Origin of the sequence: Ralstonia chuxiongensis, assembly GCF_024158925.1 — a bacterium.
Lineage (GTDB): Bacteria > Pseudomonadota > Gammaproteobacteria > Burkholderiales > Burkholderiaceae > Ralstonia > Ralstonia chuxiongensis.
In genome coordinates, this window is record NZ_JAMYWC010000004.1 from 36460 (window position 1) to 50559 (window position 14100).

The window sequence follows — 14100 nt, forward strand, 5'->3', positions numbered from 1 at the left end:
CGGAAAGGTTTTCCATCATAGCCAGATGCCGCACATTTGGCACCCGACTTTTTCACACGACACCTGTGCGTCAAACCGCCACCAGATCGCGCACGCCATCGGCCTCCATGTTGGCGCCGTCGCCGCTGGCAATCACCTCGCCCCGGCTCATGACGACGTAGCGGTCGGCAATGCTGCGGGCAAAGTCGTAGTACTGCTCGACCAGCAGCACCGACATACCGAACTCGTCCACGAGGCGCCGCAGCGTGCGGCCAATCTCCTGGATGATCGACGGCTGGATGCCTTCGGTCGGCTCGTCCAGGATCAGCAGGCGCGGCTCGCTCATCAGCGCACGGCCGATGGCCAGTTGCTGCTGCTGGCCGCCGGACAGGTCGCCACCGCGCCGGCCCTTCATCTCCTTGAGCACCGGAAACAGCTCGTAGATGGAATCGGGCACCTTGGAAGGCGCACGCTTGGCGGCTGCACCAATCAGCAGGTTCTCTTCCACCGTCAGACGCGGGAAGATTTCGCGCCCCTGCGGCACATAGGCAAGGCCCTGCGAGACGCGCTCGTACGCGGGCAGCTTCTGGATGGTGCGGCCTTCCCAATCGATCACACCGCTGGCGGTGGGCACCACGCCCATCAGGCACTTGAGCAAGGTTGTCTTGCCGACGCCGTTGCGGCCAAGCAGCGTGGTCAGCTTGGCCGACGGCACGTCGAAGCTGACATTGCGCAGGATGTGGCTGCCGCCGTAGAACTGGTTCAGTTGTTGGACCTGCAACATATCAACGCCCCAAGTACGATTCGATCACGCGCTCATCGCGCTTGACGGCATCGAGCGTGCCTTCGGCGAGGACACTGCCTTCAGCCAGCACGGTCACGCGCCCTTCTGCCCCCGCCAGCGCGGCGACAAACTCCATGTCGTGTTCCACGACCATGATCGAGCACGTGCCGCGCAGGCCGTTGAGCAACGCAGCGAGCTGCATCGTCTCTTCATCTGTCATGCCGGCAACGGGTTCATCGAGCAGCAGCAGTTGCGGCTGCTGCATCAAGAGCATGCCGATCTCAAGCCGCTGCTTTTGCCCGTGCGAGAGCAGCCCGGCGGGCCGATACGCCTCCGCTTCCAGATGGATGCGGCCGAGGGTTTCTTCGATGCGCTGGCGGCCGTCGTTCAGCAGACGCGCGCGCAGCGACACCCACCAGCGCTTGTCGGCCTTCATCGCCAGTTCCAGGTTCTCCCACACGGTGTGCTGCTCGAACACGGTCGGCTTCTGAAACTTGCGGCCGATGCCGATCTGCGCGATGCGCGGTTCGGTCAGGCGCAGCAGGTCGATAGTCTGGCCGAGAAACACGCGGCCGGTCACGTCCGCATTGCGTGGCCCCGTCTTGCCGGTGATCACGTCCATCATCGTGGTCTTGCCCGCGCCGTTGGGGCCGATGATGCAGCGCAGCTCACCATGGTCGATCGACAGCGTGAGCGCGTTCAGTGCGCGAAAGCCGCCGAAGCGCACCGTCACGTCTTCGAGGTACAGGATGGCGCCGTGCGAGACGTCGATCGTGTCCGGCTCGACCACGTGGCCCATGCCCGTGGCGGTGCCGCTGAAGTTTCCGATCTGCGCGCGGTCGGGGAGTTCGGTAAAGGTGCTCATGCATGGTCTCCGGTGACGGTCGCGGCTTCGGGGGCCTTGGCTTGCGTGGGCACCCGCTTCTTCATGCGCAGCTTGCCCATCAGGCCCAGCACACCGTTCGGCAGATACAACGTCACCAGCACGAAGATCGCGCCGAGCACGAACAGCCAGTATTCCGGCACCCATGCGGTGAGCAACGTCTTGGCCCCGTTGACGAGGAACGCACCGATGATCGGGCCGATCAACGTACCGCGTCCGCCCACGGCCACCCACACCGCCATCTCGATGGAGTTGCCCGGCGACATCTCGCCCGGGTTGATGATGCCGACCTGCGGCACGTAGAGCGCACCCGCAATGCCGCACAGCACGGCGGAGAACGTCCACACGAACAGCTTGTAGCCGAGGGGGTTGTAGCCGGAGAACATCACGCGTGCTTCTGCATCGCGGATGGCGGTGACCACGCGGCCGAACTTGGACGTGACGATGGCGCGGCACGCAATGAACGCCAGCACCAGCGCGACGAACGTGGCGACAAACAGCACGGTGCGGGTTGGCAACGCAGAGATCTGGAAGCCGAGAATGCGCTTGAAGTCGGTAAAGCCGTTGTTGCCACCGAAGCCCGTCTCGTTACGGAAGAACAGCAGCATGGCCGCATACGTCATTGCCTGCGTGATGATCGACAGGTACACGCCCTTGACGCGTGAGCGGAACGCGAAAAAGCCGAACAGCCACGCGAGCACGCCGGGCACCAGCACCACCAGCAGCGCGGCCCAGGCAAAGTGCTCGGTGCCGTGCCAGAACCAGGGCAGCTCTTTCCAGTCGAGAAAGACCATGAAGTCCGGCAGATCGCTCTTGTACACACCTTCGCGGCCGATGGAGCGCATCAGGTACATACCCATCGCATAGCCCCCCAGCGCGAAAAACACGCCGTGGCCGAGGCTGAGGATGCCGCAATAGCCCCACACCAGGTCGAGTGCCAGCGCCGCAAGGGCGTAGCACATGATCTTGCCGACGAGCGTGAGCGCATACGCCGACAGATGCAGCGGGCTGCCCTCGGGCACCAGCAGTGCGCACACCGGCGCGCCAATGCACACGATGAGCGACGCCAGCACCAGCGCAGACCACCCGCGCCCCGACAGCAGCGGCATGCGCGCCGGAATATCGAGAGAGAACTTGGTCGTCGTCATATCAGGCCTCGGCGCTGCGGCCCTTGAGGGCGAACAGCCCCTGCGGACGCTTCTGGATGAACAGCACGATCAGCACCAGCACGATGATCTTCGCCAGCACCGCGCCATAGAACGGCTCGATGAACTTGTTGATGAGCCCCAGCCCGAACGCCCCGATGATCGTGCCGGCCAACTGCCCCACCCCGCCCAGCACCACGGCCATGAACGAATCGATGATGTAGCTCTGGCCGAGGTCCGGCCCGACGTTGCCGATCTGCGAGAGCGCGCAGCCGCCCAGCCCCGCAATGCCCGCGCCAAACGCGAACGCGTAGCTGTCGACCTTCCAGGTGCGCACGCCAACGCAGGCGGCCATCGTGCGGTTCTGCGTGGTGGCACGTACGAACAGGCCCAGGCGCGTGCGGTTGAGCACCGCCCACGCAATCGCCACCACGGCCAGCGCAAACAACAGAATGACAAGCCGGTTGTACGGCAGCACAAGGCCCTGCGTCAGGGCAACGCCACCGCTCATCCAACTCGGGTTGGCCACCTCCACGTTCTGCGCACCGAAGATGGAGCGCACCGCCTGCATCAGCAGCAGGCTGATCCCGAACGTGGCGAGCAGCGTTTCGAGCGGGCGGCCATACAGATGGCGCAGCACCAAGCGCTCCAGCGCAAAGCCGACGATGGCGGCGGCCAGGAACGCGGCAGGCAGCGCTGCCGGGAGATACCAGTCGAAGGCATTCGGAAAGTAGTTGCGAAAGATCGTTTGCACCACATACGTGGCATACGCACCGATCATCAGGAACTCGCCATGCGCCATGTTGATGACGCCGATCAGGCCATAGGTGATGGCCAGCCCGAGCGCCGCCAGCAAAAGCACGGAGCCCAGGCTCAGGCCCGCGAACAGGTTGCCGATCAGTTCAGATTTGCGTTCCTGTGCGGCCAGACTATCGAGCGCTTGCTGTGCTGCGGCACGCAGCTCGCCATCCGCCCCACTGTCTTTCGCGAGCAGCGGTGCAATGCGTTGCCGGGTCTGCGGGTTGGTGTCGCCCGCGAGCAGCTTCAGCGCTTCGAGCTTCTCGGCATGTGTGCCGTCGTCGAGTGCGAGATTGGCCCACAGCAGATGCAGCTTGCTGCGCAACTCCGGATCGGTCTCATGCTTGCGTGCGGCGTCGACAATGGGGCGTGATGCCGTCTCCGGATGCGCGAGCAGCGTATCGACGGCCTGCGCGCGCACCGCGCGATCGGGCGATTGCAGCACAAAGCCGCTCGCCGCGCTGTCCACTTGCGCACGCAGGGCATTGTTCAGAGTGAGCGATTGCAGGTCGTCGGCCTTGACGGTCACGGGCTGGCCCGAAATCGCATCGAGGTAGCGCTCGCCGTCCTGGCGCACCATGCCGGCGGCGGGGGCAAAGAACAGCGCGTCGTTCTGCAACGCTTGCAGAATCGGGCCGGCCTGTTCGGCAGGCGCAGCAGTGAGCGCGTTGAGCGTCTTTACCTTGGCGTCGAAATCGTCTTCGGCCAGCGGCTTGAGATCCGCCTGGGTCAAAGGTTGTCCGGCAGCCCACGCAGATACCGCGGGCATCGCAGCCAGACAGACCGCGCACAGCAGCGCGGCAAAGAATCGGGACAGGCGCATCATGGCAATCCGATACGTGGCGGTCGATGTCGAAACCGGTCCGCCACGTCGTACAGCGTCGTTCAAAGGACCGGCTACGTTAGACACATGGCCGGCCCGCCTGACCACATCACTTGCTTGCGACCATGTCAGGCTTGCCCTCGTTGCCGGGGATGTACGGGCTCCACGGCTTGGCGCGGATCACCGTCGGCGTCTTCCACACGACGTTGAACTGACCATCGCCGCGCACTTCGCCGATCATCACGGGCTTGCTGAGGTGGTGGTTGTTGTTCATCACCAGTGTGAAGCCGGACGGCGCCTTGAACTGCTGGCCGTACATCGCCTTGCGGACCTTGTCCACGTCGGTGGAACCGGCCTTTTCCACGGCCTGCTTCCACATCATGATGCCGACGTAGGTCGCTTCCATCGGGTCGTTGGTGACGCGCTTGTCACCACCCGGCAGGTTGTTGGACTTGACCCACGCAGCCCACTTCTTCTTGAAGTCGTCATTGACCGGGTTCTTGACCGACATGAAGTAGTTCCATGCTGCCAACTGGCCGGCCAGCGGCTTGGTGTCGATGCCGCGCAGTTCTTCTTCACCCACCGAGAACGCCACCACCGGTACATCCTTGGCCTTCAGGCCAGCGTTGCCGAGTTCCTTGTAGAACGGCACGTTCGAATCGCCGTTGATGGTGGAAATGACGGCGGTTTTGCCGCCCTGCGAGAACTTCTTGATGTTGGCGACGATGGTCTGATAGTCGGAGTGGCCGAACGGGGTGTAGACCTCTTCGATGTCGCTGTCCTTCACGCCCTTGCTGTGCAGGAATGCGCGCAGGATCTTGTTGGTCGTGCGCGGGTAGACGTAATCGGTACCGAGCAGGAAGAAGCGCTTGGCGCCGCCGCCTTCCTTGCTCATCAGGTATTCCACGGCCGGAATGGCCTGCTGGTTGGGTGCCGCGCCGGTGTAGAAGACGTTCTTCGACATCTCTTCGCCTTCGTACTGCACCGGGTAGAACAGCAGGCCATTCAGCTCTTCATAGACCGGCAGCACCGACTTGCGCGACACCGACGTCCAGCAGCCGAACGTGACGGCCACCTTGTCCTGCGTCAGCAGCCCGCGCGCCTTCTCGGCAAACAGCGGCCAGTTCGAAGCCGGGTCCACCACCACCGGTTCCAGCTTGCGGCCCAGCACGCCACCACTCTTGTTGATCTCGTCGATTGTCATCAGCGCCACGTCTTTCAGCGACGTTTCGGAGATGGCCATGGTGCCCGACAGCGAATGCAGGATACCGACCTTGATCGGGTCCTTTGCCTGAGCAAACGCGAAGTTCGACACAGACAACAGCGTTGCGGCGGCGACGGCAGACAGCTTCAACAGCTCACGACGTTTCATTGCGGCTCCTTGGGTTTAATGGTGGCGAGAACGACTCCCCGGGGCCCAAAAGTGCAACTACCGTGCCATCGCATTTGGCTCATTCGAAGGGAAATCCGCGCCAAAACAGTGCCAAAGCCGCGCCAAGAACGCGCATTTGTTCTGCAGGATGCGCCCGCTTGGGGCGCGCGCAGACAAGCACAAAACAAGCTGAGTGCAAGAGAAAGACAAGGCAAAAAGAAAGGCCGGCATTGCGCCGGCCTTGTGAACGTACGAAAAGCGAGACTCAGGAATAGCGGCGCGAAATCGATTCGGCCACGCAAACCGGGCGCTCCTGCCCTTCGCGTTCGATGGTCACAGCCCAGGTCATTTGCGCGCCCGTCAGCGTGGGCGCATTGGGCAACGGCGGCAGCGCTTCCATTTCCACCAGCTTCACGCGGGCGCGCACACGGCTGCCCACCGGCACAGGTGCAGTGAAACGGACCTTGTTCAGGCCGTAGTTCACGCCCATCTTCACATCGGCCATCTCGATCGCGTTCGCCATCAGCATCGGCAGCAACGACAGCGTTAGGAAGCCGTGCGCCACCGGTGCTCCGAACGGCGACTCGCGCTTCGCACGCTCAACGTCCACGTGAATCCACTGGTGATCGCCCGTGGCCTCGGCAAAGAGATTCACCTGCTGCTGCGTGATCTCTGTCCAGTCGCTCACGGCAACTTCCTGGCCGATCAAGCCTTTCAACTCGTCGAGCGATTCGATGATGCGCATCTGGGTTGTCTCCTTGTTGTGATGCGATGACGTGGAATCAAGCCTTCGGGCGCCGGCCAAACAGGCCCATGCCCGTTACCGTGCAGACGAGTTCGCCGCGCTGATTGTGTGCCTCCCAGCGGTTGACGGCCACGCCCCGATCCGGCTTCGACTGCGATGGGCGCACTTCCATGCATGTGCTCGACACTGACAGCGTGTCACCCGGGTACACCGGCTTCATCCAGCGGATTTCATCCACGCCGGGCGAACCCATGCTGGCCGCCTTGCCGAGGAAGCCGGTCACCATCAGCCGCATCATGATCGAGCAGGTCATCCAGCCGCTCGAGATGATGCCGCCGTAGATGCTGTGCTTGGCGGCCTCCGCATCGATGTGGAACGGCTGCGGATCGTACTGCCGCGCGAAGGTCAGGATCTCCTCTTCGGTGACGGTGTAGGTACCCATCTGCAGCGTACGGCCGACTTCGAAATCATCGAAGTAGAACTCGTACGATCGCGTTGCTTCTGCCCTTTCGTTCTCCGCCATATCGTCTCCTCCAAATGACAACGCCCCGCACGAATGCGGGGCGTTCAGGTTTGCCGTTACGCCGCTTGCTGGAAGCCAGGCAGCGATGCGAAGCGTGCCAGGTGATGGTCCACGTCGCCCAGCGTCGTGTTGATCATCGTCAGCCGCTTGAACATGTGCGCGGCCGGCAGTTCGTTCGTCACGCCCATGCCGCCGTGCAGTTGCACGGCTTCCTGGCCAACGTCACGCGCAGCCTGGCCGACGCGCGCCTTGGCAGCCGACACGTAGCGGCGGCGTGCCTCGACGTCGCCATCTTCAAAGTGCGCAGCGGCCAGATAGGTAATCGAGCGCGCTTGCTCGCCATGGATGAACATGTCGACCATGCGGTGCTGCAATGCCTGGAAGCGCGCGATCGGCACGCCAAACTGCTGACGGGTCTTGGTGTACTCAAGCGTTGCCGCGTTCAGCGCGTCGATCAGGCCGATCGCTTCAGCGCACAACAGCACGCAACCAAGATCCGCCACGGCGTCGATCGTTTCCCACGCTTCGCCCGTGGTGCCAAGCAGCGTTGCCGGCGCGTTGTCGAAGCGGATATCCGCAGCGTGCAGGTTGTCGATCGTGCGGTAGTCCTTGACCGTGACGCCGGCGGCAGTGCGGTCGACCACAAAGAGCGACAGGCCCGACGTGTCACGCGCTTCGCCACCCGTGCGCGCCGAGACGATCAGCTTGTCTGCCTGCGCGCCATGCACCACAACCGCCTTCTCGCCGGTCAGCGTCCAACCGCCGCCTTGTTGCGCAGCGCGCGTGGTGACGTTGAACAGCTCGTAACGCGATTGGGGCTCGCCGAATGCAATGGCCAGCTTCACGGCACCGCCAGCGACTTCTTCAAGCAAGGCATCCTGCCCGCCCGTGAGCTTGAGCGCCTGCGCGCCTAGCACGGTCGCCTGGTACGGCTCCACCACCAGGCCGCGGCCGAGTTCCTGCATCACCACCAGCAGGTCCATTGCGCGGCCGTCAAAACCGCCTTGTGCTTCCGGCACCGGCAATGCGGTCAGGCCCAGTTCGGCCAGCGCATCCCAATGGGCCTGTGACACGCCTTCCGGCGAGTACACAACCTTGTTGCGCGCCTCAAAGCCGTAGTCCTTGTCGATGAAGCGGCGCACTGCATCGGCCAGTTGCTTCTGTTCGTCGGTGAACGAGAAATCCATGTTTGTCTCCGCTATGTGTTCTGTCGTCGTTCTGCTCAGACGCCAAGGATCATCTGCGAGATGATGTTGCGCTGGATCTCGTTCGACCCGCCGTAGATCGAGGTCTTGCGATAGTTGAAGTAGTACGGCGCAAGCGGCGCGGCATCGTTGTCGCCCGTCACGGCCTGCGAGGTGTCGCCTTCCAGGTAGCTCGGGTCGAACGGCTGGGCATACGGCCCCACGGCTTCGACCATCAGCTCGGTCAGCATCTGTTGGATCTGCGTGCCCTTGATCTTGAGCAGAGACGCCTCGGGGCCGGGGCCTTTGCCGGCGTTCTCGCTCGACACCACGCGCAGCACCGTCATCTCCAGTGCCAGCAGTTCAATTTCCAGCGACGCCACCTTGGCACCGAATACCGGATCCTGCAGCAGCGGCTTGCCGTTCTTCTGGTGTTGCAGAGCGACACGCTTGAGGAACGCCAGTTCGCGCTTGGAGTTACCCACGCGCGCGATGCCCGTGCGCTCGTGGCCGAGCAGATACTTGGCGTACGTCCAACCGCGGTTTTCATCACCGATCAGGTTTTCGACCGGCACCTTGACGTTGTCGAAGAACACCTCGTTCACTTCGTGCTCTTCGTCCAACATGATGATCGGGCGCACGGTGATGCCTGGCGTCTTCATGTCGATCAGCAGGAACGAGATGCCCTCTTGCTTCTTCGCATCCGGGTCCGTGCGGACCAGGCAGAAGATCATGTCGGCGTGTTGGCCGAGCGTGGTCCAGGTCTTCTGACCGTTGACGATGTAGTGATCGCCTTCGCGTACGGCGCGGGTCTTCACCGAGGCCAGATCGGAACCGGAACCGGGCTCCGAATAGCCCTGACACCACCAATCGGTGCAATCAACGATGCGCGGCAGGAAGTAGCGCTTTTGCGCTTCATTGCCGTATTTCATGATCACAGGGGCGACCATGCTGACGCCGAACGGCAGCACGCCGGGCGCGCCGACCTGCGCGCACTCTTCGTCCCAGATGTGTTTTTGGATGGGAGACCAGCCGGTGCCGCCCCATTCAACCGGCCAATGCGGTACCGACCAGCCCTTGGCCGCAAGCGCCTTGTGCCAGCGAACGAAATCGTCGCGGTTCAGGCGGCGGTGGTTCAACACCTTGTCTTGGATGTCCTTGGGCAGATTGGCTTCCAGCCAGCCGCGGACTTCCTGGCGGAACGCATCATCGGCCGCCGAGTAGTTCAGATCCATGCCTGTCTCCTGTGGTTGGCTCCCCACCGTGGCAAATCGGTGGAGAACGTTCTGTCGGACCGGCGCGGACCTGAATGGGGGCTGCTAGTGCACGGGCTGCTTGAGCGCGTCGGGCACCAACAGCGGCATCACGTCGATGCCTTCCTCCGCCAGTTCCTGCGCTTCCTCCCGAGACGTCGTCCCGCGAATGCCCCGCTCCGGCGCCTCGTTGTAATGCATACGGCGCGCCTCTTCTGCAAACCGCTCGCCGACGTCCTCGGTATTAGCAAGGACATGGCGCACGGCTTTCAGGTAGAGCTGTTGCAGGGTCGCGGGCACACCGCTCTCGCCTTCAGCTGCCTTGGCGGTGCCGCTTTTCTGGGCGGTCTCCGCACGAGACGACGATAGATTCAGGCGGGGCGCACTCGGCAAACGCTCGACCTCGTTGTGACCGCAAACTGGGCACGTCAATAGCCCGCGCTCTTGCTGCGATTGCAGGTCGGCATCGGAGCCGAACCAGCCTTCGAAGCGGTGGTCATTGGCACAGCGGAGGTCCAGCACTTTCATGATCGGTCCAGCGCATGGGGATGAGTGTATCCCCGATTCGAAAATTTGTGAACGGTCGTGCTAATTTTTTCGCACGACCGTTCGCTATGGTAGCAACGACAGGAAAACGGTGTGATCACACGACGCCTATAAGAGCCTCAGACGGCACCCGGCGTCCACGCGCCTGACAGAATCTTCTCAAGCCAGAACGTTCCGATGATGGTCTTCACGTCGGAAATCTTACCTTCGCGCACCCAATCGATCAGTTGCCCGACCGGCGTGACGAAGGTCTCGAGAAATTCGCCTTCATCCAGCATTGCCGTACCCGGTTTAAGATCGCGCGCGAGATAAATGTCGATGAACTCAGTGGAATACGAAATGACCGGATGAATGCGCGTGAGATAGTCCCAGCGCTCGGCCGTGTAGCCGGTTTCTTCGCGCAGTTCGCGCTTGCCGCATGTGAGCGCACCTTCCTCCGGATCGAGCTTGCCTGCCGGAAACTCAATCATCACCTTCCCGACCGGGTAGCGGAACTGACGCTCCATCAGCACGGTGCCGTCATCGAACAGCGGAATCATCATCACCGCGCCCGGGTGAATCAGGTATTCGCGGCTGGCATTGCGGCCGTCCGGCAGGCGAACAATGTCGTGCTTGAGCGTGAGAAATTTGCCCTGGTGCATCAACGCAGATGCGACCTGCGTCTCGCGCAGACCGGCATCCGGGTCCTGCGTCACATCAGGGGTGGCGTTCAGCGGGGTGTGATCGGACATGGCGCTCTCTCATGCCGAGACAGCGAGAACCTGCCCGGCGGGAATTAACGGGAATCGCGAGGATGGCGAACCAGGTATTGCCACGTAAAGCCGGGAAACGCGAACACCAGCATCAGGCAAGCGGTGATCGCGTAAAACTGCCAGCCTTGCGGAAATGCATTGCCTTGGCTCGATTCGATACCAAAGCCGATCAGCCCAACCACAACGTACATGGCAATCAGCTCGGTGCCGCGCAGCCAGAACGGCTTGCGAGGCCAGCGTGCCGGCACCAGCGCCAGCACGCGTTGATTGACGAACGGCAGGTTGGCACAGATGAGTGCCAACGCGATGACAAACAGACCGCCCGTCGACGTATTCATAGCGCTCGGCGTTTTACGAAGCCAACGTCAGGCGGATTGCCTGATAGCACACAGCCATCAGGCCGGCCGGGAAGATACCCAGCAACAGCACCAGCAAGCCGTTGACCGACAGCAGTGAACGCAGGCCGAAGGTGGCCTCCACGGGGCCTTCGTCCGCCGGCGCATCGAAATACATGACCTTGATGACACGCAGGTAGTAGAACGCCCCCACCAGCGAGAACAGCACCGCCACCACGGCCAACCACGGCATACCTGCATCGACCACCGCGCCCAGGACCGACAGCTTGGCGTAGAAGCCAACCGTCGGAGGCAGGCCCGCCAGCGACATCATGATGAACAGCATCAGCAGCGCAAACCACGGGCTCTTTTTCGACAAGCCCTTGAGGTCGGCAAGCTCTTCCGCTTCGTAGCCCTTGCGTGCAAGCAGCAGGACCATGCCGAAGCCACCCAATGCGGTCAGCACGTAGGTGATCGCATAGAACATCGACGCGCTGTAGGCCTGGGCCGTCAAATCCGGCTTGCCGGAGCTGACGCCCGACACCAAGCCCAGCAGCAGAAAGCCCATGTGCGAGACGGTCGAGTAACCGAGCAGACGCTTGAAGTTGGTCTGAACAACGCCCGTGATATTGCCAATGGCCAGCGACACAACGGCCAGCACGATCAGCATGTTCTGCCAGTCGAACGCCAGCGGCAGCAGGCCTTCCACCAGAATGCGAAACGTCATCGCGAACGCCGCCACCTTCGGTGCGCCGGCAATCAGCAGCGTCACGGCCGTCGGCGAGCCTTGGTACACGTCTGGCACCCACATGTGGAACGGTGCCACACCCAGCTTGAAGCCCAGACCAGCAACGATGAACACCACGCCGAATACGAGGATCGTCTTGTTGATCTCGCCGTTCTTGATCGCGTCAAACACCTTACCCAGCTCCAGCGAGCCAGTCGCGCCGTACAGCATCGACATCCCGTAAAGCAGCAGGCCCGAAGCCAGGGCGCCGAGAATGAAATACTTCATGGCCGATTCGGACGACACGTTCGAACGGCGGCGCAGCGCCACCAGTGTGTACGACGCCAGCGACAGCAATTCCAGGCCCAGATAGAGCACGAGGAAGTTGTTGCCGGTGATCATCACCACCTGACCGCCCAGCGTGAACAGCGCGAACATGTAGAACTCACCTGCGTACATGTCGCGGTCGGCCAGATAGCGGCGCGTGTAGACGAGGGTGGCAAACAGCGTAAGCGCACAGAACGACGCCAGCACGTTGGCCATCGGGTCGATGACGGCCATGTTGCCGAAGACGTAGTGCGTCTCACCGTTCGCGGCGTTCAGCCCGAACCACACGGCCAGCACCAGCGTGATCACCAACGAAACCGGATACGCCACGCTGCTTCGTTTCTGGCCGCGCGCCAAGTCAATCCAGTTGACTGCACCAATGCCCAGCGCGAGAAAAACGATTGGGGCAACAGCCGCAATAGAGGAGGACGATTGCATAGTTTCTTCTCGCTGCTTACAGCTTCGACTGAGCCACGTGGGTCAGCAGGTTGACCACGGACGCATGCATGACATCGGTGAAGGGCTTCGGATACAGGCCCATGTACAGGGTGGCGATTGCCAGCACGCCCAGCATGAAGAACTCGCGGCAATTCAGGTCCTTCAACTCGGCCACGTGTTTGTGGGTCACATCACCGAAGATCACGCGCTTGACCATCCACAGCGAATACGCCGCACCAAAGATCAGTGCCGTGGCGGCCAGCAAACCAATCCAGAAATTGAACTTGACCGAACCCAGGATCACCATGAACTCGCCGACGAAACCCGAGGTTGCCGGCAGACCGCAGTTGGCCATCGCAAAGAACACCGACAGCGCCGCGAACTTCGGCATCGTGTTCACCACACCGCCGTAATCGGCGATCTGGCGCGAGTGCACGCGGTCATACAGCACACCAATGCACAGGAACATCGCACCGGAGATAAAGCCGTGCGAAATCATCTGGACGATACCGCCCTCGACGCCAATCTCGTTGAAGATGAAGAAGCCCAGCGTGACGAAGCCCATGTGTGCGATCGACGAATACGCGACGAGCTTCTTCATGTCGGCCTGCACCAGCGCCACCAGGCCGATGTAGATCACGGCGACCAGCGAGATCGCAATGATGAACGCCGACAGGCTATGGCTTGCATCCGGAGCGATCGGCAGCGAGAACCGCAGGAAACCGTAGGCACCCAGCTTCAGCATGATGGCAGCCAGGACCACGGAACCGCCGGTCGGCGCTTCCACGTGGGCGTCTGGCAGCCAGGTGTGCACCGGCCACATCGGCACCTTCACGGCAAAGGCCATGAAGAACGCGAGGAAGATCAGGATCTGCTCGTTCATCGACAGCTTGACCTGATGCCACTGCAGAATTTCAAACGTGCCGCTGTGGAAGTACAGATACAGCAGCGCAACCAGCGTCAGCAACGAGCCCAGCAGCGTGTACAGGAAGAACTTGAATGCCGCATAGACGCGGTTCGGGCCGCCCCACACGCCGATGATGATGTACATCGGGATCAGCGTGGCTTCGAAGAACACGTAGAACAGCAGACCGTCGAGCGACGCAAACACACCGATCATCAGACCCGACAGGATCAGGAACGCGGCCATGTACTGCGCCACGCGCTCGGTGATCACTTCCCATGCAGCAATCACCACGATGACGGTGATGAATGCAGTCAGCACCACGAACCACATCGAGATGCCGTCGACACCCAGGTAGTAGCTGATATGAAAGCGCTCGATCCACGACGATTTCTCGACGAACTGCATCGCAGCCGTCGTCTTGTCGAAACGCGTAATCAGCGGCAGCGTCATCACGAAGCTGATCAGCGAGCCGATCAGCGACATCCAGCGGACATAACCGGGATTGCGGTCTGAGCCCGAGGCCAGCACCAGCACGCCGAAGAAGATCGGCAGCCAGATCGCAAAAGACAGAACCATTTT

General features: G+C 62.0%; 14 protein-coding genes. All 14 read right to left on the reverse strand.

All coding sequences use genetic code 11. The annotated features are described in order from the left end of the window. Positions 1-70: 70 nt before the first annotated feature. Entirely contained in the window at positions 71-763 is a 693-nt protein-coding gene (gene urtE, locus NKG59_RS13605; protein WP_045206203.1) for an urea ABC transporter ATP-binding subunit UrtE, read from the reverse strand. A gap of 1 nt (position 764) precedes the next feature. Continuing rightward, complete coding sequence (gene urtD, locus NKG59_RS13610; protein ID WP_253537650.1) at positions 765-1628, reverse strand: urea ABC transporter ATP-binding protein UrtD; 864 nt, start codon at positions 1626-1628, stop codon at positions 765-767. Then, positions 1625-2794, reverse strand: a complete 1170-nt coding sequence (gene urtC / locus NKG59_RS13615) for an urea ABC transporter permease subunit UrtC (RefSeq protein WP_253537653.1) — start codon at positions 2792-2794, stop codon at positions 1625-1627. The genes urtD and urtC overlap by 4 nt, the downstream gene beginning before the upstream one ends. A 1-nt stretch (position 2795) precedes the next feature. Continuing rightward, the gene (urtB, locus tag NKG59_RS13620) at positions 2796-4415 is read right to left on the reverse strand and encodes an urea ABC transporter permease subunit UrtB (protein WP_045206200.1); all 1620 of its coding nucleotides are present in this window, start codon (positions 4413-4415) and stop codon (positions 2796-2798) included. A gap of 106 nt (positions 4416-4521) precedes the next feature. Continuing rightward, positions 4522-5784 carry an urea ABC transporter substrate-binding protein gene (gene urtA / locus NKG59_RS13625; RefSeq protein ID WP_024975307.1) on the reverse strand — a complete coding sequence of 421 codons (1263 nt, stop codon included), beginning with the start codon at positions 5782-5784 and terminating at the stop codon, positions 4522-4524. Between the two features lie 265 nt (positions 5785-6049). Next, positions 6050-6529, reverse strand: coding sequence for a MaoC family dehydratase (locus NKG59_RS13630; RefSeq protein ID WP_024975306.1), 480 nt, complete (start codon positions 6527-6529; stop codon positions 6050-6052). Between the two features lie 37 nt (positions 6530-6566). After that, positions 6567-7052 (reverse strand): MaoC family dehydratase, encoded by a 486-nt coding sequence (locus tag NKG59_RS13635; RefSeq protein ID WP_253537655.1) that lies wholly within the window; start codon positions 7050-7052, stop codon positions 6567-6569. Positions 7053-7108: 56 nt separating this feature from the next. Continuing rightward, the gene (locus NKG59_RS13640) at positions 7109-8239 is read right to left on the reverse strand and encodes an acyl-CoA dehydrogenase family protein (protein WP_253537658.1); all 1131 of its coding nucleotides are present in this window, start codon (positions 8237-8239) and stop codon (positions 7109-7111) included. Positions 8240-8274: 35 nt separating this feature from the next. Further along, positions 8275-9471 (reverse strand): acyl-CoA dehydrogenase family protein, encoded by a 1197-nt coding sequence (locus tag NKG59_RS13645; RefSeq protein WP_045206197.1) that lies wholly within the window; start codon positions 9469-9471, stop codon positions 8275-8277. An 84-nt stretch (positions 9472-9555) separates the two neighbouring features. Then, positions 9556-10017, reverse strand: coding sequence for a DUF1178 family protein (locus tag NKG59_RS13650; RefSeq protein ID WP_045206196.1), 462 nt, complete (start codon positions 10015-10017; stop codon positions 9556-9558). 137 nt (positions 10018-10154) lie between these two features. Beyond that, positions 10155-10766: an NUDIX domain-containing protein gene (locus NKG59_RS13655; RefSeq protein ID WP_253537661.1), complete on the reverse strand. Its 612-nt coding sequence runs from the start codon at positions 10764-10766 to the stop codon at positions 10155-10157. Positions 10767-10810: 44 nt separating this feature from the next. Next, entirely contained in the window at positions 10811-11125 is a 315-nt protein-coding gene (locus NKG59_RS13660; protein ID WP_253537676.1) for a DUF2818 family protein, read from the reverse strand. A 13-nt stretch (positions 11126-11138) separates the two neighbouring features. Next, complete coding sequence (nuoN, locus tag NKG59_RS13665) at positions 11139-12614, reverse strand: NADH-quinone oxidoreductase subunit NuoN (RefSeq protein WP_253537680.1); 1476 nt, start codon at positions 12612-12614, stop codon at positions 11139-11141. Positions 12615-12630: 16 nt separating this feature from the next. After that, entirely contained in the window at positions 12631-14097 is a 1467-nt protein-coding gene (locus NKG59_RS13670; protein ID WP_024975298.1) for an NADH-quinone oxidoreductase subunit M, read from the reverse strand. Positions 14098-14100: the final 3 nt, after the last annotated feature.